Origin of the sequence: Parapedobacter koreensis (assembly GCF_900109365.1) — a bacterium.
Classification (GTDB): Bacteria; Bacteroidota; Bacteroidia; order Sphingobacteriales; family Sphingobacteriaceae; genus Parapedobacter; species Parapedobacter koreensis.
This window is the reverse complement of the sequence record NZ_FNZR01000003.1, coordinates 217,967-243,836: the sequence shown is the minus strand read 5'-3', so window position 1 is coordinate 243,836 and position 25,870 is coordinate 217,967. Positions and strand designations below refer to the sequence as shown.

Here is a 25,870-nt window from a genome sequence, read left to right as displayed (position 1 = left end):
ATTCTATATTCCGCTTGCAAAAGACCGACATTTTAATCGGCACCAAAAAAATCAAAGCCGACCGCGTTTGCGCATCACCAAGATATACAAGGCAAAAAGTGCGCCCATAGCGGCCATCAATACGCCTACCAGTAAGGGCGAGTTATACCCCAATCCCCATACAATGGGCAATCCGCCCAGGTAAGCGCCGAGGGTATTGCCCAGGTTAAAACTTGCCTGCCCACCAGCTGCGGCGAGTGTCTCGGCATTTTTTGCCGAATTGATCAACATCATCTGCAGGGGCGAGCCATTCGAGAAAGAAATCAGCCCGGTGATAAACGCCATGGGATACGCCAGTGCATGGATATGCGCGGTGAAGTATACGATCAATAGGCAGATGGCCATGCTAATAAACGAAAGAATCACGGCTTTATTGGGCGTGATGGAGTCAGCAAGTTTGCCACCAAGTAGGTTACCCACGACCATGCCTAAGCCGACCACCACCATGACAAACGACACCTGATCTCCCTTAATCCCCGCCACTTCGGTCATCAGCGGTGCGATATAACTTATCCATGCGAATAAGCCACCCGTGCCAATGGATATCATGGCAATCATCAACCATGCTGTTTTTGTTTTGAAATAATGGAGCTGTTGGGCAACGCCACCTTGCAAATGGGATTTGATGGCCGGAAGCCAAAAATATAAGGCTGCCAATGTAGCGACACCACATAATGCCACAAACAGGTACGTATAACGCCAAGAGTAATGATGCCCGATGTAGGTGCCCAGCGGCACCCCCAGCAGGTTGGCAATGGTCATTCCCGTAAACATGATGGATATGGCTTGCGCTTCTTTGCCCCTATTGGCCAACGATGCAGCCACTACCGAGCCGACACCGAAAAACGCGCCATGCGGCAATCCGGACATAAAGCGGGCAATGAGTAACGTATAGAACCCGGGGACGACGGCAAACAAACCGTTGAACAACACAAAAAGTCCCATCAAAAATAGCAGCACCTTCTTGGGTGGATACTTGGCCAATGCCGCCACCAACGTAGGGGCACCGATGACCACTCCAAAGGCATACAGCGCAATGAAATAGCCTGCTGTAGGAATATCAATAGCCAAATCAGCTGCGATATCGGGCAATACGCCCATCATGGAAAACTCCGTCATACCGATGGCAAATGAACCAAATGCCAGCGAAATCAAACCTTTTTTTAGCACGGGAGGGGATTAAGGCCAAGAGCCTGTTTAAATTTATATGGTAAAATTTTTTATAGGCTATTTTTGAGCGAACCGAGGCAAATTTTATCGGGATAGCCGGAAGCCTATCCCGATAAAATTTAACGAAGGTGCAGCCAAAAAGAGGCATAAAAAAATTATTAGATGAATTTTAAACAGGCTCTAAATGATGTCATATTTTTTTAATGCATTCCAGATACCATGTTCTTCCGTGGTATCCGTCACGTAGTCGGCGGCGGCCTTCACATGGTCGCCTGCATTGGACATCGCCACGCCAACACCGGCGGCACGCAGCATCTGGATATCATTCCCACCATCGCCGAAGGCCATTGTCCGTCCGGCTGATAGGCTATACCGCGAAAAGAACTGTTCCATACCGATCTGCTTGCTGATTCCCCGGGCATTGACATCGATAAATGTCGGGCACCACCGGCTCGATTCACAGTTTTTCAGCACATTATTGATGATATGGGACTCTTTATTTTCGTCCACGAACAAGTTGAGCTGGAGCACTTCGTTGTTCAATGCTTCGGCAAAAGGCTCCGGACGGGGCACTTCGAGTTTCAGCAGCTCAAAAATCGCGGTCACATCATCCGTGATGTCGCTGATGAAGGACCCTTCGGTTGTCATCACGCCCACCGGAAAATGATCTACCGTACTCAAATGATCATGTAAGAGCTGGATATCGCTGGCATCGATGGTGTGGCGGAAAAAAGATTGCCCTTCGCCATCCACACAGTAACTTCCGTTGAACGTGATAAACCCATCGAACCCATAGGACGCCAAAAATCGTGCGTGCTCATATGACCGACCCGTGGAAACAATAATTTTAACTCCCTTTGCTTTCAACAATGCCAAGGCTTCGATGGTGGAGTCTGGAATAGCCTTGCTTTTCAGCCCAAGGAGTGTGCCGTCAATATCAAAAAAGACGGCCTGGACTTTTGGATGTGACATGGTGCAAAGGTCGTGATTTCGTTCCTGACTTGCAACTTATATACCCACTATCCGTGCAGCCATCAGGATGGCACACATGGAAATCGAATCAGTAATTTCCGAACGCATGACCATTTCAACGGCCTCTGCCAGCGGCACCTTCCGCACCTGAAGCTGCTCGGTTTCTTCCGGCTCGGCATCACCCTGTGTCAGCCCCCGGGCAAGGAAGATAAACCCTTCTTCATCCGTCACCGAATTGGACGTATGGATACGGCCAATACGCTGCCATTTTTCGGCTATCAAGCCGGTTTCTTCCTTCAATTCCCGTTGGGCTGCGGCCAGTGGATCTTCCCCCAATGGCCCTCCCCCTTCCGGGATTTCCCAGGAATATTCGCCGAGTGTATATCGGTATTGTCCGACCAGGTAGGTAAACCCCTCAGCGTCCACCGGCACAATGCCGATGGCCTTATTTTTGAATTTTACCACACCATAGATACCGGGCTTGCCAGCCGGTGTGATCACATCGCGGTGCGCTACCTGTATCCACGGATTTTCGTAAACCGTATGGCTGCTGATGGTCTCCCAATTGTTCGTCTCCATGTTATTATCATCAAAAACAGTTTACTGACCAACTGCGTGTCCAACTGTCGCCCGCTTCCAGCCGTTGAATACCTTCCTTTTCTTCCAATTGCTGACGGTGCCCCACATGGTCGGCAATGCCACACCAAGGCTCAAGGCACACAAAATCCGCATCTTTGGCCGCCCAGATACCAAAATATGAGAAACCTTCATGGTGGAATGTAATGCCCCGGTCATTGATCGTATTACCCAGGATAATGGTTTTGCTCCGCAGGGTTTTCAGCACCAACGCATCGGCGTAAAACAAGTCGTGCCGTAGCGGCAACCGACGGTGCTCATCCAGCGCGATGGTTTCTGTATGTGCCGAAACCAAATTCCCCTCCAGCTTATGGCATACCAGGGCCTCGTCACCCGGAAACTCCAGGAAATAGTCCGAATAGGCTGGTCCCCCTTCCCTTGCCGGAGCCGCAAAGGCCGGATGGGCGCCGATGGAAAATAGCAACGGCTGGCTATCCGATGGATTGCGTACCTCGTAGGTGCAGGTGATCGAATGCCCTTCGAGCCGGTAGCGTAAGGTCAGCTGAAAAGCAAAAGGATAGACCGCGCGGGTTTCTTCGCTGTCCGTGAGCGTAAAAGCTGCCTCGGTAGGCGATACAAGCTTCCCGTCAAATGGCTTATCCCGAGCGAAACCATGGCGCGGCAACCGATATGAACGCCCTTCATAATGGTACGTATCATCTTTCAGCGCTCCTACAATGGGAAACAACACGGGACTGGTCTTGGCCCAATACTGTGGATCGGCACTCCACAGGTATTCGTGCTGGCCTTCCAACCTTTTCAGGCTTTTGAGTTCGGCACCCGCAGGGCTTATCTCCGCCCGGAGCCATTCGTTGGCTATCGTAATCATGCGGTATATGAATGTGTCTTTCGGCAAACATACATAAAATCCGTATCTTCGCAGTGCCCTTATGAAACTTGATAAGTTTGTCATCGCGATTATTGTCAGCATCTTGCTGGCCTACTTCTTCCCACAGCCCGGAAGTTCGCAAAGTCCAATACCACTCGACACCATCTCTTCCCTTGGCGTTTCGTTGATTTTTTTGTTTTACGGATTGAAATTAAGCACAGCCGAACTGGTTCGCGGCCTACGGAACTGGAAATTACACGTATTGGTGCAGGGGACTACTTTCGTAATTTTCCCTATACTCGTGTTGCTGGTATACCCGTTCATCCACGGCGAAAAACAACAAACCATATGGTTGTCATTCCTGTTCCTTGCCGCATTGCCCTCTACCGTTTCCTCATCGGTGGTCATGGTGTCTATGGCCCGGGGCAATGTGCCTGCCGCTATCTTCAACGCCAGTATCTCCGGCATTATCGGCATTGCGGTCACACCGCTATGGATAGCCCCTTTCCTTTCGCAACAGCAGGCGTCGGTGGACACGGCAGGCATTTACCTAAGCCTCTTGCTCGACATCGTGCTTCCACTTGCCATTGGTTTATCCTTGCGCCGTTGGCTGAGTGAGTTTGCACGGCGCAACAGCAAAAAGCTTAGCCTATTTGACAAAACCATTATCCTGCTGATCATTTACAAAAGCTTTGTCCATTCCTTTGAAGAGCAGGTATTCAGTAGCATGGAGTGGCTGGATATTGGTGTCATTTCAGCATTGGTCGTTGCGCTGTTTTACCTCGTGTACGGCCTTACCGGATGGCTGGCCCGCCGGATGGGATTTGATACCGCCGACCGCATTGCTACTCAATTCTGCGGCACCAAGAAGTCGCTCGTGCATGGCACGGTTTTCTCCAATGCGCTGTTTGGCCAAAGTAGCGCCGTGGGGCTCATGCTATTGCCCCTAATGGTTTTCCATGCCTTACAAATCCTCATCATCAGTATTATTGCCACCAAATTGGGCCAACGGACAACGGATTAAAAAACGTATTCCCCTGTTCGTGACATTTTTTTTACAAAATGATTGCTTTCAATTAACCGTTGATCAGCCCTCATAGCACTAATTTGCAGGCATGATTCAAACGCCAACGACCCATTTTGTTGGCTGTGATGATCAAAACAGAAAACAAAAAGGTTATAAACAACGTAATTAACACAATGGAAAACGTAAAAATAGGCACATCGGATTTGCAGGTAGCACCCATTAACTTAGGCGGCAATGTATTTGGCTGGACACTGGATGAAAAGCAATCTTTTGATATCCTGGACGCATTCGTAGCGGGTGGATTCAACTTCATTGACACCGCAGATACGTATGCATGGTGGGTCAATGGCACAGGTGGCCAGTCCGAAACCATCATCGGCAACTGGCTGAAAAACCGTGGCAACCGCGACCGGGTGGTCATCGCCACCAAGGTGGGATCGGAAACCAAGGAACATTCCTTTGACATCAGCAAAAAGCACATCCTGAAATCCGTGGATGAATCCTTGCAGCGGCTGCAAACCGACCATATCGATTTGTATTACACGCATTATGATGACAACAAGACCCCTGTGGAGGAAACGCTCTCGGCGTATGATGAAGTCATCAAAGCTGGAAAAGTACGTTATATCGCCGCGTCCAACGTTTCCCCCGCACGGCTGGAGGAATCCTTTGGACTTGCTGAAAAGGAAGGACTCCCCCGCTATATGGCCTTGCAGCCACACTACAACCTCGTGGAGCGAGGCGGGTACGAGACCGACTACGCGCCATTGGCCGAAAAATACGGCCTAACGGTATTCCCCTACTGGGCATTGGCGGCCGGATTCCTCACCGGAAAATACCGCAGTGAAGCCGACCTTGGCAAGAGTGTACGCGGTGGCGGCGTGAAAAAATACCTCAACGAAAACGGCCTGGCCGTACTGGACGCCCTGGATAACGTAGCCGCCAAACACCAATCGACACCAGCTACCGTGTCACTGGCCTGGTTGCTGGCCCAGTCGCATATCGGTGCACCGATCGTCAGCGCCACCAGCAAGCAACAATTGGAGACCATCTTTGCTGCACCAACGTTGAAGCTGGATAGCGAAGACCTCGAAGCGTTGGACAAAGCCAGTAAATCATGACAACGACCCGAAGGACATTCATCCGGCAAGCGGCGGTGATAGCCGCCAGTAGTGGCGGCGCGGCTTCCCTCCACGCCACGGCGGCCACCGATCGCGGTCTTGAACAAGTCCCCTCAATAAGACATCAAGCAATGAGCAATTCATCAAACGAATTCCAATTCCCGCAAAACTACGGATTGGGCGGCGTAGGCCCGGGCAATGGCTGGCACACCAACACCAGCGAACAAATCAATCAGACATTACAAGCGGCATGGGACGCCGGCGTCCGTTATTACGATACGTCACCGTTCTATGGGTATGGCCTGAGCGAACGCCGCTTTGGGCATTTCCTGTTTGAGAAAGAACGGTCGGAATACCTGCTGTCTACCAAAATAGGCCGGATATTCGAGGCAGACCCAAAGTTCGAACCCGGCTCGGCCGGACTCTGGAAAGGCCAGCTCAACTTCAAATTCCGGTATGATTATACAGCCGATGGCGTGAAACGTTCCCTTGAAGACAGTCTCCAACGCCTGGGCCTGTCGTCCATCGATATCGTATTCGTGCACGACCTTTCACCGGACAACGGCGATTTTGGCGAACGGTGGACAGAACAATTTGACATTGCGACCAAGGGGGCTTTCCCCGCACTGACGAAGCTGCGTGAGGAAGGTGTCATCAAGGCTTGGGGACTCGGGGTAAACCGGCCGCAACCCATCCTGAAGGCGCTGGAAGTGGCCGATCCGGATGTGATGCTGGTCGCCATCCAATATACACTGTTCGAACACGAAGACGCGCTCACCAATTTGTTCCCCGCAATGGCCGCTAAAAATGTGAAAGCCGTCATTGGCGGGCCGCTCAACGGTGGCTTCGCCGCGGATTTGGATCGCTGGAACTACGGGCCTGGCTTGCCGCAGGAGATGGTAGACAAACGGAACCGGATAAAAGCCATCGCCGATAAGTATAACATAAGCCTTTCCACCGTAGCGTTGCAATTTGCCGCACAACATCCGGTAGTGGCCGCGGTCATCCCCGGTGCGAGCCGACCGGAGCAGGTACAGGAAAATGTACAGTCGTTTCATACCAATGTACCCGCCGGACTTTGGAAGGCGTTGAAGGAGGAAAGGCTTATTCATCCTGACAGCCCTGTCGGCACATAACGCAACCAGGATGTTAAGGGGGGAATTCATTAAACGATCGGCCTTGGCTGTAATCACTGCTAAGGTTGGTTTTTCGCTCAGCTTCAATGATACCGTAATGGTGGATATCGAAAAATACCAATTCAATGATGATGGCGTAATCCCCAATAGCCGCTATCCGTTGTTGCTGTACCGCGCATGCTTCACAGCCAAGGGCACCGAAGGAGCCGCTTGGCTCGAAAAACGTTTCAAACAAAACGACTGGTACAACACGTGGCGGTATGGGATATATCCTTTCCATCATTACCACAGTACATCCCACGAGGTACTTGGGTGTTTCAGTGGTACAGCGTTGCTGCACTTGGGTGGTGAAAAGGGCGAGAAAGTGACTATCCAGGCCGGTGATATCGTCGTGATTCCGGCAGGCGTTGGCCACAAGTGCCTCCAGCATAGCCCGGACTTCACGGTAGTGGGTGCATACCCGGAGGGCAAGGACTGGGATCTCCTCCGTGGCGAAAAGGGCGAACGGCCACAGGCCGACCAAAACATTGCGCAAGTGCCGCTACCGGGGAAAGATCCTTACTTTGGTACTGAAAATGGACTCTTGACGTATTGGAAATAAACATGCAGGCGATGACAACTTTTAAGAAATGCCGTAAGACGGCCATCCTATTGACCCTTTTAGGTACAATGACCAGTCTGAATACCAATGGCCAGCAACATTACCATAGCGATAAGCTGATTCCCGTTGCCGACTTGGGCAAGCGCCGCGCCATCGGTGTCAGCGTATCATCGGATAACAGGCTATTCGTGTCCTTTCCCAATCAGGGTAAGGATCACCTTTATGGCCTCACGGAAATCGTGAAGGGCCAGCCCCTACCCTTTCCGGATGAAGCGTGGAACGCCCATTCCGGTGATTCCGCCACCCGTTTCGTCAACGTGCAGGACTTGTCTGTAGATGCCGAGGATAACCTATGGGTACTGGACTCGAAGCCTGCTCCGAAGGGTTCGATATTCGGTGGCCCGAATGGCACCGCCACGCCGGCCGAAGGTGCGTTCAAGCTATTGAAGATCAACCTTGCCACTAATCACGTGGAACGGGTATATACCTTTGATGACCTCGATAAAAGCACTGCTGGACTCAATGATATGCGTATCGATACGGATAAGGACTTAGCTTATCTTTCAGACCCCGGCCGTGCAGCTATCGTCGTGCTGGATCTTAGGTCCGGCACCACACGTACGGTACTCCAAGGCCATGCCTATACCACGGCTGATCCCGATATTGTCCTCACCTACGATGGCAAGGAAATGCGCGACAGGAGCGGCAACCCCTTCCGCTCGAATGTAAACGGCATCGCACTGACCCGAGACAATCGGTACTTCTATTTCAAGCCCATTAATAAGCTGAATCTCTACCGTATCGAAACCCAGTACCTGGCTAATGCATCACTAACGGACACCGAGCTGGCATCGCATGTGGAAGATATGGGCGAGACTACCGTGACCCACGGCCTCATTGCCGATGATAAGGGCAACATCTATTTGACCTCATCCATGGACTACAGCATCAAGTATCTTTCGCCCGATGGCACGCTGCATACCCTCGTGCAGGATTCACGCCTGCTTTGGCCGGATTCATTTGGCATTGGCTCGGATGGCTACCTGTATTTTTCCTGTGCCCAGCTGCAGCGCGACCCGCAATGGAACGATGGCGTAGATAAGGTGGAATATCCGTATCAGATTTATAAAGTGAAGTTGCCTTAGACTTACGCCTCGACCAGTGGCCTCTCATGCTATATTTCAACTGTTCGGGCTTACCGCTTCCGCTATATGGATGTTCTATGATTTCTACCAAAAGCTGTGTGAGCTTCTTGAAGGCGGGTTGATCGGTTTTTTTTAGCTTGGCTATATCTTTTTCTGCCTTTGTTGAAAAGGTTAGTTGATACGGCATGTCATAAAGACTCCAAGAAGGTCTGGAGTTCAGCTTTGTTTTTGACAGTTTTGACCACCTTTCTTTGTTCGGGATCACTGATAGCCTCTTTCAAGCGTTCCACATTTCGTCTATCTGCATAATACAGATCCCCTGACGGGCTGATTTCAAAAGGATTAATACGATACTCCGCTGGTATTTCCATAAATCCCTTGACCCAGTTTTCATCGAGGAAAATCCGGTCCGGTTCATCACTTACAATCAGATTGACAAATTTCTTTCCACGCTTCACCACTACACGCTCCTTTTCGGCCAACTCGAAATATAATTTAGTTTCACTCCGAATTTCCCTTGTCGTAATTACTTTCATATCCTATGTGGTTAATACCTATTTGTGTACACAAATGCAGTGATATTTACCAAAATTTACAAATTCAGGAGTTTACGCGTGTCACCCGACTGACTATCTCAGGTAGACCCGAAGTGATACACCGCCATGCAACCAGCGATACCGATCATCGCGCAACCCGCCTACCGGGATTCCTATATAGGGTGCAATGACCGTGTTGTACCTGCTCAGGAAGGGTGGACTAATATGACCGGATAGCTGAATAAAGCCCAGATAGCTATTGTTTTTGTACAATGAATCCGGTCGTTTCATCTCGTTCCTTTCACTTATCAACCGCCGCGTCGTGTCGCCCGATGACAGATCTCCCCTCACCCATCGATAAGACTGGAGGATGTCGGTACGGTAATCCCGGACTACGCGAAATGGAACGAGACCCAACGAAGCGGAAAAATGTTCGGTAACTGAATAGTTCAACGCTACTGGGATGGCCACCATCCCGACTGCATTCCTTGTTCCCACCATATAATCGCCCTCCATGCTCGGCACCTCAATGTCCAGATCGGTTCCTACGGTCATATTGGAATAGCTCGCACCGATTTCTGCCGATAAGCGGCTGGATAGCGGGATCTGGGCAGACAAACCTCCCCCGACAGAAAACCCCTTAGCGGCAAAGACAGGGTTGATGTTGACGCCAATCCTTACGTCTCCTAAATTCAGCCGGTTTCCGACCCATGGTCGTAAATTAGGAAGACTATCGACCAATGGTTTGTTTGGATTTGAATGCAGTGGCCTGCTATGTCCATCCAACGCCCCTGCAAATGGTATATTTTGAAGTTCGATTTTATTGATTGACCGTTCAATGCGCACCGAATCGAATCCCAATGCGGCATAGTTTGCGCGGAAAACACTCACGGAATCCGGAGTGATTACTTCCATTATTGAATCCGTTTTGGTATACCCTTGAGTAACGCGGTCAAACGCCTCATTTTTGGAGGGGCTGGTGGGTATCCCTTCCTCCCACGGTTCCGTTTCGCGTAAAGGAACTGGCCTGTTTGGGATTGGATTAGGGCCGGGCACTTGCTTCACCGTTTCAACCGCTGGCTCATCAAAAAACGGCAGAAACCGAACCGATGCATAGACCATGAGAAACAGTGAGGCGGCAATTCCGGTCAGTTTGACAACGAGTGGGATAGGCTTCCGCTGTTTACGCCGCCGGTGCCGTTGGAAGTTTTTCCACTCCCTATGGTCATACGGTTCCTCGAAATCCTTCAAGAAATCCTTGATGCCCCTTATCAGTTCCCGCTTTGGCTTCCTATCCATCATGCCGCCCCCCATAATATTTACTGTACAACACGCGCAATCCCTGTTTTGCCTTCGCCAAATACACGCGGCTCGAACTGGTGGGTATTTCCATCAGCTTCCCGATTTCCTCGTGCGAATACCCCTCCAGTTCGTATAGGTTAAATACGATCCGGTGTAAGGCCGGAAGCCGTTGCAGCAATTGCAAGATATCGTCCACTTCCAAACTATCATCTATCTCTACCAGAGGGGCACGTTCCATTTCATCCAAGGATAACAGTTCCGGCGATGTACGCTGTGTCCGTAAACGATCTATGGCGGTGTTGACGGTGATACGGACCAGCCAGGCGTTGAGTATGATGGATTTATCCGGCCCTTCGCCCTTGAAGGTCGACAACTTACGGAAGGCTTTGACAAAACTATCATTTACGATTTCCCTCGCTGTTTCCTTATCCAGCACATACCTTCTCGCCACCCCCATCAATTTGCCCCAGTACTGACGGTAAAGCCTTTCTTCCATTTGGGCAGTAAGGTCGAACCCACCGTTAAAAATATCAGTTAAATGCTCATCTTCCTTGCCGTCCACGTAAAGTAGCTGTCCTATTCGTTTAAATCCAAAATGCTGTGTATCCATTGGTATAGACGAGCAGCGCTTCCAAAACGCTAATAAAAATATTCTTTTTCTAAATCCTTAGCATTCCATCCGATACCGCCGTCTTTATTAACGGACGGGATTTGAAAAGCAATGAAGATCATCAATGGATTACGTTATTTATGGTATTTATCCACTCGAAAGAAAGCCAAACCCGACTCTTTTATCAATTGGCTGCGATTTGCCAATGCAGGGATGCTCAATGAGCCTTCGGACCACCTAATTGTTGAAATAGGTAGTTTCTGCGGGCCGAACTACCTGTTTAGAAAAATTGGTTAGCATGTATTAAAATGACTTTTTCCGTTATTATCCCCGTATTCAACAGGCCCCTGGAAGTCCGATCCCTTCTGGAAAGCCTCTACCTTCAAACCGACCGGAAATTTGAAGTAATCATCGTGGAAGATGGCTCTTGGGATACTTGCGAGAACGAGGTGAAAGCCTACCGCAGTAAGCTGGACATCAACTATATATACCAAGAAAATTCAGGCCCCGGAAACACACGGAATGCGGGTTGCCGGATCGCGCTTGGGGATTACTTTATCTTTTTGGATTCGGATTGCGTATTGCCGCCTCACTATATGTCAATCGTTAAGGATAGGCTATCGAAACACTACACAGATGCGTTTGGGGGACCAGACGAGGCGATGAAGGATTTTACTCGGCTACAACGGGCGATTAATTATTCCATGACCTCATTTTTTACCACGGGCGGCATCCGGGGAAGCAGCGAAAAGCTGGACAAATTCCATCCAAGGAGTTTCAACATGGGGTATTCAAGGGAAGTATTCAACCATACGGAAGGTTTTTCCAGCATGCGTTTTGGAGAAGATATCGATATGAGCATCCGGATTATCCAAGCTGGATTTACAACCCGCTTGGTGAGGGAGGCTTATGTATACCACAGGAGGCGTACCACGCTCTGGGGGTTCTTCAAACAAGTTTACAATTCGGGCATCGCCAGGATACATCTTTTCAAAAAGCATCCTCATTCATTGAAGGCAGTGCATTTTGCTCCCGCTGTATTCACGTCAGGCGTACTTATCTTGTCCATGCTATCCCTGCTCGTGTCGCCTTACTTCCTTATCCTGCTGTTCCTTCATGCCCTGATCATTTTCGCCGATGCCACTTATCGTAATAAACACCCCACCATTGGTTTATTGTCGGTCGGCGCAAGCTACGTTCAATTGCTGGGATATGGCATCGGATTTCTGCATGCTTTTATACTGCGGATGCTATTAGGTAAAGGCGAATTTTCGGCGTTCCAACGATCTTTTTACAAATAAGGCCCGTAGGACTACCCCGCACCCTCCGGCAACTCACCGCGCCGAAAGCGGTTTACCAGCTCATGCGCCAGTCGGGTAGGTTCAGGAATCCGGTATTTCCCTACACATTGCCGGATGATTTGCAGGCTGTTTTCCATGCCCAACAAATGCCCCGGCGAGACAAATACTGGTGCGGTTTTACTTTTGCTGCGAAACGCGTAGCCGATTTGCTCGGTACCGGCCATGATGGGACTGTGATCGCCCACCAAAAGACCCGGCTCGCTATATTTACCGGTCAGCAACTTTTTGGCGCAGCCCATACTCGGTTGCCCGGTCTCGACACCAAAATGCGCGGCAATGCCCAGCCGACGGGGATGCGCTATGCCATGCCCATCCACAATCAATACATCCGGCTTTATTGCCAATCGTTTCCACGCCTCCGTCAGCGCAGGTACTTCCCGAAAAGCCAGGTATCCCGGCACATAAGGAAAGTGTGTTTCAGCCTTGACCAACGACCAACCCATGGGTTGCAATGCGGGAAACGAAAGCAGGATGATGCCTGCATAAATAGTTGAGCTGTATAAATTCAGTGAAATATCTGCCCCCCCTATACATCGAATGGATAGCTCCCGTTCGGAAATATCTACCCGCTTCCGTAGCTCATTCTGCAAAATGGTTGCTTCCGGAATGCTTAGTGTATCGTAATTCTCCATAACATCAATCTCGGCAAACAAGATACCAATTATCCCGCGAACAAACATAATCGGCTGGATACCGTTACGATGTAATAATGATTATCTTTGAAACACATAGCTCGCTCGATGTATGGCCTCACCTTGGTACCAGCAAACTACTGAACAGGTATTGGAACACCTGGATTCTTCACCAGACGGATTAAACAAAGCAGACATCACCGCCCGGCAGGAACGCTATGGCCCGAACAAGATCGAAGGCGGCAAGCAAAAGTCCAAACTTGCCATTTTCGTTGCCCAATTCAAGGATGTGATGATTGCCATCCTTGCCATAGCAGCAGCCATCTCTTTTTTTGTCGGCGAACATACCGATGCCTATGTTATCATTGGTATCATTTTAGGCAATGCAATCATCGGCTACATCCAGGAAAGCCGCGCAGAAGCATCCATCCAGAAACTCCAACAGATGGCCGCCCAGCACACCATGGCCGTACGTAACGGGACCCCTACAGAAATCGAGGCCAGCCAATTGGTTCCAGGGGATGTGGTATTGCTCGATGCCGGGGACATCGTTCCGGCAGATGGACGGCTGCTGGAAATCAGCGCCCTCAAGATGGAAGAAGCCATGCTTACGGGAGAAAGCCATTCCATGGAAAAACATACCGACCCCATCGAAGGGGAAGAATTACTGCCCGGTGACCAGCTCAATAGGGCCTTCAAAGGAACGGTGGTAAGCAATGGATCAGCCAAGATGGTGGTCACCGAAACAGGAATGAATACCGAGATGGGAAAAATTGCCTCCCTGCTCGAAGGGGAATCCCAGCAAACGCCGTTGCAGCGAAGGCTTCAAAAATTCAGCAAACAACTGGTCATCATCGTGCTGGCTATCTGTGTGGTAATATTTGCTTACGGCCTATATCGTGGCGAACAGGTGCTGACTATCTTTCTTACCGCACTATCGCTGGCCGTAGCGGCACTGCCGGAGGCCCTTCCCGCGGTCATTACCATCGCCCTGGCCAATGGTGCTGCCCGGATGGTCAAGCAACAGGCGCTCATCAGAAGATTGCCCGCCGTCGAAACACTCGGATCAGTCACCTATATCTGTAGCGACAAGACCGGTACACTCACCAAGAATAAAATGACGGTGGAGAAGGTCTGGCATCCCGAAGGACAGGAGGCACTCCTGTTACATGCGTTCTTGCTGAACAACGAGATCCGGTTTGATGAAAACAAAAAACCGATGGGCGATTCCACGGAAATCGCCCTGGTCGCCTACGCATTTGAAAAAAGGGTTGATAAGCAACAAGCTGAAAAAGAATATCCGGTCGTAGACAAATTACCTTTTGATTCCGAACGCATGCGTATGAGCTCCTTACATCAACGGGACGGCAAATTCCTGCTGCTGGTAAAAGGTGCACCGGGAAAAATTGCCGAAGCCCTGTCGGCCGATTACACCGACGAGAAAGAAAAATGGCTGGATACCAATCGCGAGTGGGCCCGCGAAGGTTTACGGGTACTCTTTTTTGGCTATAAATGGCTGGATAAGCAACCGGAAGAGCTGGACGCGTCACTGGAAGCGGAATTGGAGTTTCTGGGTATGGCAGGCATGATAGACCCACCACGTGAAGAAGTCATAGAAGCCATTGATCTTTGTAAAACAGCGGGGATCAAACCCGTGATGATCACCGGCGATCAGCCGCTTACGGCGGTAGCCATCGCCGAACGGCTGAAACTCATCACCAACAACGAAGAAAAAGCCCTGACCGGGGCAGACCTCAATAAACTTACAGACGACGAACTGAAAGCCAAGGTAAAACATACCGCTGTCTATGCGCGTGTTTCGCCCGAACAGAAACTAAAAATCGTAAAAGCCCTCCAGCAGAACGGCGAATTTGTGGCCATGACCGGGGACGGAGTCAATGATGCTCCTTCGTTGAAGCAGGCCGATATTGGCGTAGCGATGGGCATTACCGGAACGGACGTTGCCAAAGAAACCGCCCACATGATTTTACTGGATGATAATTTCGCCACCATCGTAAAAGCCATTAAGGAAGGCCGCCGTATCTACGACAATATCCGGAAATTCATCCTTTACGTGCTGTCTTGCAACCTCGGCGAAATCCTCGTTATCTTTTTTGCACCGATTTTGGGACTGGCCATTCCACTGCTTCCGATTCATATTCTTTGGATAAACCTCGTGACGGACGGCCTGCCGGGCCTGGCGCTGGCATCCGAGCCTGCGGAGAAAAACACCATGCAGCGGCCACCGCGCCGACCGGACGAAAACCTCTTCGCAGGCGGGCTTGTCCCGCGTATCGTGCTTACTGGGGTATTGATGGCTATCGGCGCATTTATATTGCAATTCATTGCGATGAAGAGAGACTATGATGCCACGCTTCAGCAGACGATGGTCTTTTCGATGCTGAGTTTCGTACAATTGGGAAATGCACTGGTTGTAAGAAGCCTTCATACCTCCTTGTTTAAACTCCCGCTTTTCAGGAATCCGTTCCTGGTTTATACCCTTATCTTTTCGATAGGCTTGCAATTGTTGTTGATATATACACCGTTTTTGCAACCTGTTTTTAAAACCGCAGCCCTGTCCACCGAAGCTCTTTGGCTAACCACCATCGTGTCTATCGGCTGTATTGTGTCCATTGAATCCGTAAAATTGCTGATGAAAAAACTATCAAACAGTTGATTAACTTGTATACATGGTATCTTTTTTGTTAATTTTAAGAAAAAAACAGACCAATGAATTAATTTTTAGACCGATGAAACATCCAAAATGGACGATTTACTGCATGGTAGCTGTGACAGTCGCCGCTGGATCATGCCAAACAAAGCGGACAACCTCAAACCAAGCCGCGGATTCCACACACAATAGCCGAAATGCACTGGACTGGAGCGGCACCTACCAGGGTACGTTGCCCTGCGCGGATTGCCCCGGTATCCGGTATACGATAACGTTGAATGCAGACAATTCCTACCTATTGAAAACACAATACCTTGAAAAAGGGGATTCCGTATTTACGGAATCAGGTTCTTTCAGTTGGGATGAAACGGGAAGTCAGATTACCTTGGACGAACGGGACGAAAAATTCCAAGTAGGTGAAAACCAACTGTTCCACTTGGACATGGAAGGCAATCGCATTACGGGTAATTTAGCGGAACATTACATACTGGCTAAAGCAACAAACACCATCATTGGAAAATACTGGAAACTGATTGAGGTAAATGGTACAGCCGTAGCGTCCGGAGCCACACAAAAAGAAGCCTACATCCTATTAAACGACGAGAACGGCAGGCTGGAGGCCAATGGTGGCTGCAACGGTATCGGGGGCAGCTATGAACTTGCGGAACCCAACCGTATTAAATTTTCCCAGCTTATTGGCACCATGATGGCCTGTGCAAATATGGATGTAGAAAACAACCTGAAACGTGCCCTGGAAACTACCGATAGTTATCACGTACAAAACGATACGCTCCAGCTATTCCGCGCAAGAATGGCCCCGTTGGCCAAGTTTGTTGCCGTGGAAAAATAATAACGCACAAAAAAAAGGCCTTTTATGGCCTCTTTTTTTGCAATGCAATAGCTCGGCTACTTCAGTTCCAAAAACTTATTGTATTCGATCTCTTTTTGCTCCAATTTGACCAATCCCTTAAGGTAATCAAATACTTTAAGCGCTTTTACTTCGTCAAACAACCGGTTGGCTTGTTCTTTATCGCCAAGCAATTGTACGGCGTACTGCGCTAATTGCTGGTCGGTAGCTTCTTGCCCGGGGCTATACATTTTGACCTGAGCGGCTATACGCTCCTTGGCCAAAGCCAGCACCTCTTCGTACTTCACTTCCAGTCCGTTTTGCGTAATGATGCGGTTTTCAATCAGGGTCCATTTCAGGTTTTTCAGAAAATCGGCAAATCCTTCCTCCAATTCATCTTCCTTGAGCTCCGGATTGGTCGCTTTCAGCCACCTTTTCAGAAATACCTCCGGAAAATCGACCTTTACAGCTTCTAAACCACCCAGGTACAAATCGTTTTGCAATTTTTGCGTGGCGTTCTGTACCAGCATGCTCTCTACTTCTTCCCGGACTTTCTCCTTAAATTCCGCTTCAGATTTAACTACGCCCTCACCAAATAATTTATCGTAGAACTCTTCCGTCAATTCCGCTTCTTCAAGCCGATTGACATTTTTGACTGTTAGCTTGAAAGTCGTGGTATCCAATGCTTCGACCTCTTCTTCCTGGATGCCAAGAATGCGGGCGATATCAGCGGCTGCTTTAAAGGCTTTCTTCACATCGATGGTCACCTCATCATCTTTTTTCAGCCCCACAAGGGATTTCTTGATTTTCTTGTCGTCTACCAAGTCGGTGCGTACAGAAGCCGTATTAACGATGCCGCCCTCGACATCCTTGCCTTCCGTATCTACTTGTTTCAACTCACCATACAGGACATCTCCGTCTTCGGACACTTCCGGATTGGTCATCTTACCATAGCTGCGGCGCAAGTTTTTCATGCGCGATTCCAGCGTCTCTTCATCAGCCTTCACCACATATTCAGTAAATTTCGTTTTTTCATTGAAAGGAACCTCAAATTGCGGGGCCAAACCAATCTCGTAATTGAATGAAAAAGTATCCTCGAAATCCCAGTTATAATCACTTTTATCGTCCTCCTTGGGCAATGGCTGGCCCAAGATTTCCAACGTGTTGTCGCTGATGTACTGATTAATTTTGTCGCTGACCAATCGATTCACCTCATCAAATAAGATGGCCTTGCCATAGGTGCGCCGAATATGGGAAGTGGGCACCATTCCCGGCCGGAATCCCGGCAGTTTGGCTTTTTTTGCCTGTTCCTTGATGGCCTTGTCTACTTGCGGGTTGTAGTCCTCGGGAGCGAGGTCCACGGTGATGACAGCATTGATTTCGTCGATGTTTTCGTGTGAAATGTTCATACTCAATTTTAAGCGTTTATCGCATATATAAAAAATCCCCCCGATGTTTTCGGGAGGATTCAAGTGCGGAAGAAGGGACTCGAACCCCCACGCCTTGCGGCGCCAGATCCTAAGTCTGGTGCGGCTACCAATTACGCCACTTCCGCATAGGATTTTTATTTGGACTGCAAAGGTAAAGCTTATTCTTTAAAATGACAAACTTTTTTGATTTTAAACATACCCAGCCTGCCCGTTAATCATTCCTACGACCGAATATCGAAAAATGGACGTACCTACCTGGATGCGCCTTCATGTCGGCTATCAGCTCTTCCAAGTTTTTCGATGCCTGGTTAAGGTTATTATACAGCTGTTCATCATTCAGCAGCATACCAATTGAGCCTTCGCCCTGGTTTATCCGGTTGGTTATCGATTGGAAGTCGGCCATCGCCTTGTTGGCGCTGGTAATGGTCTGCGCAAAGTTCGCTTTAGCGACTTGGTCGGTGATGCTGTCCAAGTTGGCCAATACGTGGCCGATGCGCTCGTTGTTGCTCTTCAAGTTATGGGTGATGGACTCCACATTACCTACAATTTGGCTGATGCGATTCCGCTCGGAAACCACCAAGCCATCCAACTGCCGTGTAATACCCTCAAGGTTTTGCAGCGAGTTGGCGATGCTGTTGATGCTCCGGTTAAAGTCACGCTGGAAATCTTTGTTGATGGTATTGTTGATGGAACTCAATACCGAATCCAGTACGGCGACAATGTCTTCAGCTTTCTTTTGGATGGGTTCAACCTGTTCCATGATATTTTTCTGCAAGCCTGCCCCCAGTTCGTCACCATCCTTCGCATATTCCGGGCTATCACCCAACTCAAAGACGATAGCTTTGCTACCCAACAAGTCCGTGCTTGCGAGGCGTGCAACCGTATTCACGGGAATGGCATAATCACGCCTGACTTTAAATTCAGTCCGAATCCGGCCGTCAGCCTGTAATTGCATCTCCGAGACCCGCCCAATCTGGTACCCGTTGACAAGGATAGGTTTGGACGATGTCAACCCATCTACCCGCTCGTATGTAGCGTAAAAGGTGTTTTCACGACTGAAGACATCGTTTCCCCTCAAGAAACTGTAGCCCAGTATCAATATGGCTATGGCCACCACGGCCAGTATACCTACTTTAGTTTCGTTTGCTATCTTCAAGGTTTTTCAATTTAGTTCTTAAATACAGTTCATGGATCACTCAACAACTCGCCTCTATTCGCCCACACTCCCACCGATTCAAGCCGCTGCGGACGAAGCCTAGGAAACGGCAGCGAAGCGCACCGGATCCAGCTAAGGAGCAACCGCTTGAATCACCATCCCTATCCCCTCTACAACCGCACTAATTCAAGCCGCTGCGGACGAAGCCTAGGAAACGGCAGCGAAGCGCACCGGATCCAGCTGAGGAGCAACCGCTTGAATCACCTACTACTAAACAATTCAAAAGCCGATATTGTTTATCCACCACATGTTCAGTGTTCGACCTGTCGCTTATAAGCTTTGATAGCATCCAATAGATTCTTTACGATCTCGGCTTGTCCATTTTCCGATTTCATGTACGTTTCTTCGTCTGGATTACTAATGAAGCCTATCTCGGTCAATACGGCAGGCATGCCCGCCGCAGCCAATACCGCTAGGCCTAATTCCTGCACCCCCCTATCGGCCCGTCCCGATTTGATGTACTGTTCTTGCATAAATGAAGCCAACCGGATACTTTGTTCACGGAATTGATTCTGCATTAATGACAAAACAATATAGCTTGCTGGGTCGTTGGGATCGAAACCTTGGTAATTTTCTTCATAATTTTCTTCCAGCAGGATATCCGCATTCTCGCGTATGGCCGCATCCTGCTCTCCCAGCCGGTGAAAACCGGACACAAACGTTTCAGTGCCCCTGATTTGCTTATCCTGAATGGTCGTGTAATAATATTTTCCCTTACTATTCCGTCTCCGCACCCGCCTTGCAGGCGCCGCATTGCAATGAATGGAAATAAAGAGGTCGGCCTTCTTTTCGTTGGCCAGTTCAATCCGCTTATACAATTCCACATTGACATCGGTGGTGCGTGTATAATAGACCTTTGTGCCCGGTATTTCAGCCTCAATAGCTTTACCTAATTTCAAGGCCACCTGCAGGGCGATGTTTTTTTCGATGGAAGTCGCGCCCCTGGCGCCGGGAATTTCTCCACCATGGCCTGCGTCAAGCACAATGGTCTTGACCGTATAAACGGTGTCCTGATACTTATTTGCTAAAGCTATCGTTGGAATATATAGAAACAGGGAAAGAAAATAAAGTATACGTTTTGTGGGATGTTTTATCATATCGATGCAATACATCAGAATCCTAACTATTTTTAATTAATTTTGTGCGCAATTCCGATTTATTGCAAAAATACTATTCGTTATCAAATTTGAAGGCTGTTGCTGTTTTTTTTTCGTCTTTTTTATTGTTCTTGACGGTATTTCCGACCGTATCAGTGCGTGGTCAAGAACGTTCCAAACAAGATAGCACCAGACTTGATTCATTATCCCGGGCTCCTTTGCAGCTCGATACGATCACGCTGGCCGATAGCCTAGCCACTGACACTCTCCAAGCACAAGACTCCGTCCAAATGGATTCATCCGATGGGCTGAAAGCTGTTGTAAGCATTGTGGCAGCCGATTCGCAGGTGACTGACCTAAAAACGAACATCATCTATCTATACGGCGAGGCTAAAGTCAAGTACGAAGGCTTTGAGCTTGCCGCAGATTATATCCGCGTAGACCAAGCTAAAAACGAAGTATTCGCAAGCGGACGGTATGACCATAATAACAAATATACGGGTAGGCCGATTGTCATTTTTCCCAACGAAACCCCTAAGGCAGTAGATTCCCTGCGGTATAATTTTGAAACGGCGAACGGTATTACCTTCGGTATTTTCACTGAAGTGGAAGGTGGATTCATCCAAGCCAGCAAAGTTCGTAAAAACCAATACAACGAGATGTCTCTCTTTCACGGCATGTACAGTACGTGTAACCTGCCGGAGCCGCATACCCATTTCGGGATTCAAATCAGCAAGGGTGTCGTCACGGAAAACCAGATTATCTCAGGGCCGGCCTACTTGGTCATGGAAGGAATACCGTTGCGCTTCATCACCATTCCGTTTGGTTTCTTTCCCAAGCCGAATAAACGATCTTCCGGCTTCCTCTTTCCCACGTTCGGCGAGGAGCTGAACCGGGGCTTCTTTATGCGTGACATCGGCTGGTACTTAGCGCTCAATGATTATTGGGACAGTGAAATCCGTGGAACATTATATTCCAAAGGTTCCTATGAAGCCGCGGTACTTACGCGGTATCGGGTCAATTACAAATATAACGGTGGCTTCAACATCAACTATGCCAATACCAGAAACGGCGTGGTAGGCACGCCCCAATACCAGACAAGGAATGACTTCAGGGTGACCTGGAACCACACCCAACTGCAAGAGGCTAATCCCGGAACGACCTTCAGCGCCAATGTGATGTTTGGTACGAGTTCTTATGCACACAATACCGCAGCCAACGCATCATACAATTATGATGAACTCACGCGAAATTCCATGAACTCCAGCATTAGTTACGGTAAAACGTTTGCTGATGGCAAAGTGAATTTCACGGCTAGCATGCGGCACTCGCAGGACATGACGGCCCAAACCGTTTCATTGGATCTACCCACCTTTTCACTGAGTGTGAGCTCATTCAACCCCTTTGACTCAAAAGACCGGGTAGGCGAACAGAAATGGTACCAGCGAATCAATGTCAGCTATTCCTTGCGGGGCGACAATGTACTCAATGCGCAGGAATCGGGCTTATTCAGCAAAGAAACATTGAGCCAATTTCAAAGCGGCTTCCAACATAGCATCCCCGTAAGCCTGTCATTGAATGTACTGAAATTTTTCCAATTCAATACCAGTGTGAATTACAACGAAAGTTGGCATATGCAGACCTACCGGAGACGATTGGAGAATACGCCCAGCGGATACGTCGAATTGCGCGATACGGTCAATGGATTCCGGCGGTCTTATGATTATTCAATGTCTTCGGGCCTATCCACCAAGATTTATGGCATGTACCCCAAGATTGGCAAGATACAGGCAATGCGGCATGTCATTACTCCATCGGTCAACCTGAACTATCGGCCCGACTTTTCTAATCCGATGTATGGATTTTATCGTCAGTTTACGGATGCCCAGGGCAGGGAAACCCCTTATTCTATTTTTCAGGGTAGTCGATACGGCTCTCCCGGTAGCGGGCGTTCGATGGGCATCGGGTTTTCTATCGACAACAATATCGAAGCAAAAATCTTGAGCAGCAAGGACACGACCAATGGCGGTGTCAAAAAGATCCCCATCCTGCAAGGACTTACATTCAGTGGCAATTACAATTTTGTAGCGGATTCTTTCAAGCTATCCAATATCAATTTTTCGGGACGTACCGCGATTTTCAATCAAAAGATCAACCTTAATTTTAATGGCACGTTCGATCCCTACCAGTTTGACCAAGCCGCCGGCAGACGCGTAAACCGCTTTGCCATTAAAGAAGGCCAGCTGGCCCGACTGACCAACTTTGGGCTATCCTTTGACTATAGTTTTAACCCCAAGGCCAACGAAAGCCGACAGCGGGGGCTCGATTCATTGGATAACCAAAAAGTCAACATGACACCCGAACAGCAGCAGGCACTGGCACGGATTAGTTCGGATCCCAATGCTTTTGTGGATTTCAACATTCCCTGGAACCTAGCCGGATCGTTCAGTTTTCAATATTCAAATCCGGGCACGCGAAGTAACGTCACGGCTACATTGAATTTACACGGTGATTTCAGCCTTACCCCGAAATGGAAAGTCCAGTTCAATTCGGGATATGACTTCAGGCAAAAGGAAATTTCGCTCACCCGATTCAGTATCTACCGCGATCTGCATTGCTGGGATATGTCATTCGGCTGGGTACCTTTCGGGCGGTTCCAAAGCTACAATGTCACCATCAGGGCTAAAGCATCCATTTTACAAGACCTAAAATTGACCAAGCGAAACGATAACTTTGGAGGTTTTTAATCGTATGCAAGCAGAAATCATTACCATAGGCGACGAGATCCTTATCGGGCAAATCATCGATACCAATTCGGCCTGGATAGCCCAGCAATTGAATGCGATAGGCATCCAGATCAAGCAGGTCACTTCCGTGGCTGATCATCCCGCGGACATTATCGTCGCCCTTACGCTGGCATCGGGCCGGGCGGATATCCTATTAATCACCGGCGGGCTAGGCCCCACAAAAGACGACGTGACGAAGCAAACGCTTGCGGTATATTTTGACTGCGACTTACGTCGTGATTCCAAGGTACTTGCCCATGTTGAGTCCATTTTCCAGCGGAGCCAGCGGCCGATGCTTGAAATAAACCGCAGGCAAGCTGATGTATTGGATAAAAGTGAGGTACTGTTTAACGAAGTGGGCACCGCACCAGGCATGTGGGTGATGCACAAAGAAAAACCGTACATCGTGATGCCCGGTGTGCCCTTCGAAATGAAACACATCATGACCGAGCGGGTGATCCCCCGCCTCCGGCAGCTTGAAGGCAGAATGCCACTATGGCACCACACGATGCTGACTGGCGGTATTGGCGAATCTTTCCTTGCCGAGAAAATTGCTGATATCGAGGCCGCCCTGCCCCATCACATCCACCTCGCCTACCTACCCAAGCCGGGCATAGTCCGGCTCAGGCTGACCGCAACTGGGGACGATCTGGAAACGCTGAAAACAGAAACTCAAACGATAGCCAACCAATTGAAAAACCGGATCGGCGAGCATTTCCTCGCCGATGAGGACACCTCGCTTGAGATCGTAATCCGCGATTTTATGCAGCAGCGTGGATTGCTCCTCGCCACGGCGGAAAGCTGTACCGGAGGCAACATCGCAAAGCTTATTACCGCCCTTCCGGGAAGCAGTTCCATGTTTGAAGGAAGTGCTGTGACCTATTCAAACAACATGAAAATGAAGCTATTGGATGTTAAGCAAGAAACACTCGATAGCCATGGTGCTGTAAGTGAAGAAACGGTACGCGAGATGGCTTTGGGTGCTCAGCGAAATTTTCAGGTCGACTATGCCATCGCCGTCAGCGGCATAGCCGGGCCGGATGGCGGCACACCGGAAAAACCGGTAGGCTTGGTGTGGATTGCTGTAGCCGGAAAAAATGGGGTGGTCACACGTGATTACCTCTTCGGTCATGACCGCGCTATCAACATCGAACGATCATCGGCGGCAGCCCTGTTTATGCTTTGGCAATTATTGAATGCCGAGCAGGGCAAGCATCACCGCTCCATTTAAAAACAGATAAATAGCCTGTTTTAAGCTTTTAAATTGCGGAAAAACACAATTTAACAAAATTAAATTCCGCTCTTTTATTTTTAATCAATTATTTATGTAACTTAGGCCGATTTGGTGGGAAGCTGAAACAGATAAAATTGATTATGGCAACATTCAACTTGCAACTCCCCCGTATGGGTGAAAGCGTATCGGAAGCAACCGTAATAAAATGGCTGAAATATCCTGGCGATCGCATCGAAGAGGATGAGCCGGTCTTGGAAATTGCCACGGACAAAGTGGATTCCGATGTACCATCTCCGGTATCGGGGATACTTAAGGAGCAGCTTTTTGCTGAAAATGCAGTAGCCCAAGTGGGCGACATCATCGCGCTAATCGAAGTAGCGGGCGATGACGACGGTAATGACGTTGTTGACGAACCTGCCGAACAACCTATTGAAACACCTGCCGAGGAAAACATCATCAATGATGATATTCCCGGTATCGACCAACTGACCGAAACCAAGTCCCAGCCACATACGAATAAAGCCGCGGATTCCCGCTTTTATTCGCCATTGGTCAAAAATATCGCTGCCGAAGAAGGCATTTCTGCCGACGAGCTGGATACCATCAAGGGCACTGGCAACGAGGGCAGGGTGACCAAACAGGACATCCTGGATTATGTAGCCATGCGGAAGCGCAGCGATCAGCAGACAGAAGACGTCCAACTAACAGAAAGCGTGCCTACACCCACACCTATCACCATATCGGCTTCCGATGAAATCATTGAGATGGATCGCATGCGCAGGCTGATAGCTGACCACATGGTGAGAAGCGTACAGACCTCCCCACACGTATGTTCATTTGTAGAAGCCGACGTGACCAACCTGGTCAACTGGCGGAATAAGGTAAAAGATGCTTATGAAAAAAGGGAACGGGAAAAAATCACTTTCACGCCCATTTTTATCGAAGCAGTAAGTAAGGCGTTGAAAGACTTTCCGATGGTCAATGTGTCGGTGAATGGGACACAGATCATCAAAAAGCGCAACATCAACATCGGGATGGCTGCTGCATTGCCTTCAGGGAATCTGATTGTACCGGTGATCAAAAATGCCGACCAACTGAGCCTTGTCGGGCTGAGTAAGGCGGTAAACGATCTGGCAGGTCGCGCACGCGCCAACAAACTGCGGCCCGACGATACCCAAGACGGCACCTTCACGCTCACTAACATCGGTGCGTTCGGCAACATCATGGGTACGCCCATCATCAACCAACCGCAAGTGGCCATATTAGCCGTAGGCACCATTACAAAAAAGCCAGCTGTCATCGAAACGGAATATGGCGATATGATTGGTATACGGCACATGATGTACCTTTCGCTGTCTTACGACCACCGTGTGGTAGATGGAGCGCTTGGTGGACGGTTTGTCAAACGTGTAGCAGACTATTTGGAAAATTGGGACGTGAATAGGGAAATTTAAGTGATTGAACAAGGAATA

General features: G+C 49.1%; 23 protein-coding genes, 1 tRNA gene and 1 pseudogene. 12 read left to right on the top strand and 13 right to left on the bottom strand.

The window, feature by feature from the left end; translation table 11 throughout:
- Positions 1 to 51: 51 nt before the first annotated feature.
- From BMW65_RS08705 to BMW65_RS08690, 4 genes are all read right to left on the bottom strand, one after another.
- Positions 52 to 1,209, bottom strand: a complete 1,158-nt coding sequence (locus BMW65_RS08705; RefSeq protein ID WP_090604638.1) for an MFS transporter — start codon at positions 1,207 to 1,209, stop codon at positions 52 to 54.
- Positions 1,210 to 1,389: 180 nt separating this feature from the next.
- A complete protein-coding gene (locus BMW65_RS08700; protein ID WP_090604636.1) occupies positions 1,390 to 2,181 on the bottom strand; it encodes a Cof-type HAD-IIB family hydrolase in 792 nt (263 codons plus the stop codon).
- A gap of 36 nt (positions 2,182 to 2,217) precedes the next feature.
- The gene (locus BMW65_RS08695; RefSeq protein ID WP_090604634.1) at positions 2,218 to 2,760 is read right to left on the bottom strand and encodes an NUDIX domain-containing protein; all 543 of its coding nucleotides are present in this window, start codon (positions 2,758 to 2,760) and stop codon (positions 2,218 to 2,220) included.
- Positions 2,761 to 2,770: 10 nt separating this feature from the next.
- Positions 2,771 to 3,646, bottom strand: coding sequence for an aldose 1-epimerase family protein (locus tag BMW65_RS08690; protein ID WP_090604632.1), 876 nt, complete (start codon positions 3,644 to 3,646; stop codon positions 2,771 to 2,773).
- Positions 3,647 to 3,707: 61 nt separating this feature from the next.
- Between BMW65_RS08690 and BMW65_RS08685 the strand changes: the two genes are divergently transcribed.
- From BMW65_RS08685 to BMW65_RS08665, 5 genes are all read left to right on the top strand, one after another.
- Positions 3,708 to 4,670: a bile acid:sodium symporter family protein gene (locus BMW65_RS08685; protein ID WP_090604630.1), complete on the top strand. Its 963-nt coding sequence runs from the start codon at positions 3,708 to 3,710 to the stop codon at positions 4,668 to 4,670.
- A gap of 176 nt (positions 4,671 to 4,846) precedes the next feature.
- Complete coding sequence (locus BMW65_RS08680) at positions 4,847 to 5,794, top strand: aldo/keto reductase (RefSeq protein WP_090605390.1); 948 nt, start codon at positions 4,847 to 4,849, stop codon at positions 5,792 to 5,794.
- Positions 5,791 to 6,930 (top strand): aldo/keto reductase, encoded by a 1,140-nt coding sequence (locus BMW65_RS08675; RefSeq protein ID WP_090604627.1) that lies wholly within the window; start codon positions 5,791 to 5,793, stop codon positions 6,928 to 6,930. The genes BMW65_RS08680 and BMW65_RS08675 overlap by 4 nt, the downstream gene beginning before the upstream one ends.
- A 43-nt stretch (positions 6,931 to 6,973) precedes the next feature.
- The gene (locus BMW65_RS08670) at positions 6,974 to 7,531 is read left to right on the top strand and encodes a cupin domain-containing protein (RefSeq protein WP_218145373.1); all 558 of its coding nucleotides are present in this window, start codon (positions 6,974 to 6,976) and stop codon (positions 7,529 to 7,531) included.
- 11 nt (positions 7,532 to 7,542) lie between these two features.
- Positions 7,543 to 8,676 (top strand): L-dopachrome tautomerase-related protein, encoded by a 1,134-nt coding sequence (locus BMW65_RS08665; protein WP_245747566.1) that lies wholly within the window; start codon positions 7,543 to 7,545, stop codon positions 8,674 to 8,676.
- A gap of 52 nt (positions 8,677 to 8,728) precedes the next feature.
- Here BMW65_RS08665 and BMW65_RS24840 read toward each other — a convergent pair.
- From BMW65_RS24840 to BMW65_RS08645, 4 genes and pseudogenes are all read right to left on the bottom strand, one after another.
- Positions 8,729 to 8,863 (bottom strand): annotated as a pseudogene (locus BMW65_RS24840) (type II toxin-antitoxin system RelE family toxin); the annotation flags it as partial.
- Between the two features lies 1 nt (position 8,864).
- On the bottom strand, positions 8,865 to 9,212 hold the full coding sequence (locus BMW65_RS08655; protein WP_090604621.1) for a hypothetical protein: 348 nt from the start codon (positions 9,210 to 9,212) through the stop codon (positions 8,865 to 8,867).
- Positions 9,213 to 9,305: 93 nt separating this feature from the next.
- Positions 9,306 to 10,514, bottom strand: coding sequence for a hypothetical protein (locus BMW65_RS08650; RefSeq protein ID WP_143053845.1), 1,209 nt, complete (start codon positions 10,512 to 10,514; stop codon positions 9,306 to 9,308).
- Positions 10,504 to 11,124: an RNA polymerase sigma factor gene (locus BMW65_RS08645; protein WP_218145372.1), complete on the bottom strand. Its 621-nt coding sequence runs from the start codon at positions 11,122 to 11,124 to the stop codon at positions 10,504 to 10,506. Before BMW65_RS08645 ends, BMW65_RS08650 begins: the two co-directional genes overlap by 11 nt.
- Positions 11,125 to 11,235: 111 nt before the next feature.
- Between BMW65_RS08645 and BMW65_RS24130 the strand changes: the two genes are divergently transcribed.
- Both BMW65_RS24130 and BMW65_RS08635 read left to right on the top strand, forming a co-directional pair.
- Positions 11,236 to 11,421: a hypothetical protein gene (locus BMW65_RS24130; protein ID WP_090604618.1), complete on the top strand. Its 186-nt coding sequence runs from the start codon at positions 11,236 to 11,238 to the stop codon at positions 11,419 to 11,421.
- An 11-nt stretch (positions 11,422 to 11,432) separates the two neighbouring features.
- Positions 11,433 to 12,425, top strand: a complete 993-nt coding sequence (locus BMW65_RS08635; protein ID WP_090604616.1) for a glycosyltransferase family 2 protein — start codon at positions 11,433 to 11,435, stop codon at positions 12,423 to 12,425.
- A gap of 11 nt (positions 12,426 to 12,436) precedes the next feature.
- Here BMW65_RS08635 and nfi read toward each other — a convergent pair whose 3' ends face one another.
- Positions 12,437 to 13,117, bottom strand: coding sequence for a deoxyribonuclease V (nfi, locus tag BMW65_RS08630; protein ID WP_090605387.1), 681 nt, complete (start codon positions 13,115 to 13,117; stop codon positions 12,437 to 12,439).
- A 112-nt stretch (positions 13,118 to 13,229) separates the two neighbouring features.
- On the opposite strand from nfi, the gene BMW65_RS08625 reads away from it, so the two are divergent.
- Both BMW65_RS08625 and BMW65_RS08620 read left to right on the top strand, forming a co-directional pair.
- On the top strand, positions 13,230 to 15,794 hold the full coding sequence (locus tag BMW65_RS08625) for a cation-translocating P-type ATPase (RefSeq protein WP_090604614.1): 2,565 nt from the start codon (positions 13,230 to 13,232) through the stop codon (positions 15,792 to 15,794).
- Between the two features lie 73 nt (positions 15,795 to 15,867).
- Entirely contained in the window at positions 15,868 to 16,638 is a 771-nt protein-coding gene (locus tag BMW65_RS08620) for a copper resistance protein NlpE N-terminal domain-containing protein (RefSeq protein ID WP_090604613.1), read from the top strand.
- 56 nt (positions 16,639 to 16,694) lie between these two features.
- Here BMW65_RS08620 and tig read toward each other — a convergent pair whose 3' ends face one another.
- From tig to BMW65_RS08600, 4 genes are all read right to left on the bottom strand, one after another.
- Positions 16,695 to 18,044 (bottom strand): trigger factor, encoded by a 1,350-nt coding sequence (gene tig / locus BMW65_RS08615; RefSeq protein ID WP_090604611.1) that lies wholly within the window; start codon positions 18,042 to 18,044, stop codon positions 16,695 to 16,697.
- 64 nt (positions 18,045 to 18,108) lie between these two features.
- Positions 18,109 to 18,190: transfer RNA gene (locus BMW65_RS08610), tRNA-Leu, on the bottom strand.
- 86 nt (positions 18,191 to 18,276) lie between these two features.
- Entirely contained in the window at positions 18,277 to 19,221 is a 945-nt protein-coding gene (locus BMW65_RS08605) for an MlaD family protein (protein ID WP_090604609.1), read from the bottom strand.
- 311 nt (positions 19,222 to 19,532) lie between these two features.
- Positions 19,533 to 20,378 carry an N-acetylmuramoyl-L-alanine amidase family protein gene (locus tag BMW65_RS08600; RefSeq protein ID WP_090605386.1) on the bottom strand — a complete coding sequence of 282 codons (846 nt, stop codon included), beginning with the start codon at positions 20,376 to 20,378 and terminating at the stop codon, positions 19,533 to 19,535.
- 290 nt (positions 20,379 to 20,668) lie between these two features.
- Between BMW65_RS08600 and BMW65_RS08595 the strand changes: the two genes are divergently transcribed.
- The 3 genes from BMW65_RS08595 to BMW65_RS08585 all read left to right on the top strand — a co-directional run bounded on the left by BMW65_RS08595 (position 20,669) and on the right by BMW65_RS08585 (position 25,852).
- Entirely contained in the window at positions 20,669 to 23,125 is a 2,457-nt protein-coding gene (locus BMW65_RS08595) for a putative LPS assembly protein LptD (RefSeq protein WP_245747564.1), read from the top strand.
- 4 nt (positions 23,126 to 23,129) lie between these two features.
- The gene (locus BMW65_RS08590) at positions 23,130 to 24,395 is read left to right on the top strand and encodes a competence/damage-inducible protein A (protein WP_090604608.1); all 1,266 of its coding nucleotides are present in this window, start codon (positions 23,130 to 23,132) and stop codon (positions 24,393 to 24,395) included.
- 143 nt (positions 24,396 to 24,538) lie between these two features.
- Positions 24,539 to 25,852, top strand: coding sequence for a dihydrolipoamide acetyltransferase family protein (locus BMW65_RS08585; protein ID WP_090604606.1), 1,314 nt, complete (start codon positions 24,539 to 24,541; stop codon positions 25,850 to 25,852).
- The last annotated feature ends 18 nt before the right edge of the window (positions 25,853 to 25,870 follow it).

What these genes read in the sequence shown, in the direction of transcription:
- BMW65_RS08690 (WP_090604632.1), bottom strand. Translation starts at nt 3,646, where the DNA reads ATGATTACGATAGCCAACGAATGGCTCCGGGCGGAGATAAGCCCTGCG.
- BMW65_RS08620 (WP_090604613.1), top strand. Translation starts at nt 15,868, where the DNA reads ATGAAACATCCAAAATGGACGATTTACTGCATGGTAGCTGTGACAGTC.
- BMW65_RS08595 (WP_245747564.1), top strand. Translation starts at nt 20,669, where the DNA reads ATGGATTCATCCGATGGGCTGAAAGCTGTTGTAAGCATTGTGGCAGCC.
- tig (WP_090604611.1), bottom strand. Translation starts at nt 18,044, where the DNA reads ATGAACATTTCACACGAAAACATCGACGAAATCAATGCTGTCATCACC.
- BMW65_RS08680 (WP_090605390.1), top strand. Translation starts at nt 4,847, where the DNA reads ATGGAAAACGTAAAAATAGGCACATCGGATTTGCAGGTAGCACCCATT.
- BMW65_RS08700 (WP_090604636.1), bottom strand. Translation starts at nt 2,181, where the DNA reads ATGTCACATCCAAAAGTCCAGGCCGTCTTTTTTGATATTGACGGCACA.
- BMW65_RS08590 (WP_090604608.1), top strand. Translation starts at nt 23,130, where the DNA reads ATGCAAGCAGAAATCATTACCATAGGCGACGAGATCCTTATCGGGCAA.
- BMW65_RS08635 (WP_090604616.1), top strand. Translation starts at nt 11,433, where the DNA reads ATGACTTTTTCCGTTATTATCCCCGTATTCAACAGGCCCCTGGAAGTC.
- BMW65_RS08665 (WP_245747566.1), top strand. Translation starts at nt 7,543, where the DNA reads ATGACAACTTTTAAGAAATGCCGTAAGACGGCCATCCTATTGACCCTT.
- BMW65_RS24130 (WP_090604618.1), top strand. Translation starts at nt 11,236, where the DNA reads ATGAAGATCATCAATGGATTACGTTATTTATGGTATTTATCCACTCGA.
- nfi (WP_090605387.1), bottom strand. Translation starts at nt 13,117, where the DNA reads ATGGAGAATTACGATACACTAAGCATTCCGGAAGCAACCATTTTGCAG.
- BMW65_RS08625 (WP_090604614.1), top strand. Translation starts at nt 13,230, where the DNA reads ATGGCCTCACCTTGGTACCAGCAAACTACTGAACAGGTATTGGAACAC.
- BMW65_RS08655 (WP_090604621.1), bottom strand. Translation starts at nt 9,212, where the DNA reads ATGAAAGTAATTACGACAAGGGAAATTCGGAGTGAAACTAAATTATAT.
- BMW65_RS08695 (WP_090604634.1), bottom strand. Translation starts at nt 2,760, where the DNA reads ATGGAGACGAACAATTGGGAGACCATCAGCAGCCATACGGTTTACGAA.
- BMW65_RS08585 (WP_090604606.1), top strand. Translation starts at nt 24,539, where the DNA reads ATGGCAACATTCAACTTGCAACTCCCCCGTATGGGTGAAAGCGTATCG.
- BMW65_RS08675 (WP_090604627.1), top strand. Translation starts at nt 5,791, where the DNA reads ATGACAACGACCCGAAGGACATTCATCCGGCAAGCGGCGGTGATAGCC.
- BMW65_RS08600 (WP_090605386.1), bottom strand. Translation starts at nt 20,378, where the DNA reads ATGATAAAACATCCCACAAAACGTATACTTTATTTTCTTTCCCTGTTT.
- BMW65_RS08645 (WP_218145372.1), bottom strand. Translation starts at nt 11,124, where the DNA reads ATGGATACACAGCATTTTGGATTTAAACGAATAGGACAGCTACTTTAC.
- BMW65_RS08685 (WP_090604630.1), top strand. Translation starts at nt 3,708, where the DNA reads ATGAAACTTGATAAGTTTGTCATCGCGATTATTGTCAGCATCTTGCTG.
- BMW65_RS08650 (WP_143053845.1), bottom strand. Translation starts at nt 10,514, where the DNA reads ATGATGGATAGGAAGCCAAAGCGGGAACTGATAAGGGGCATCAAGGAT.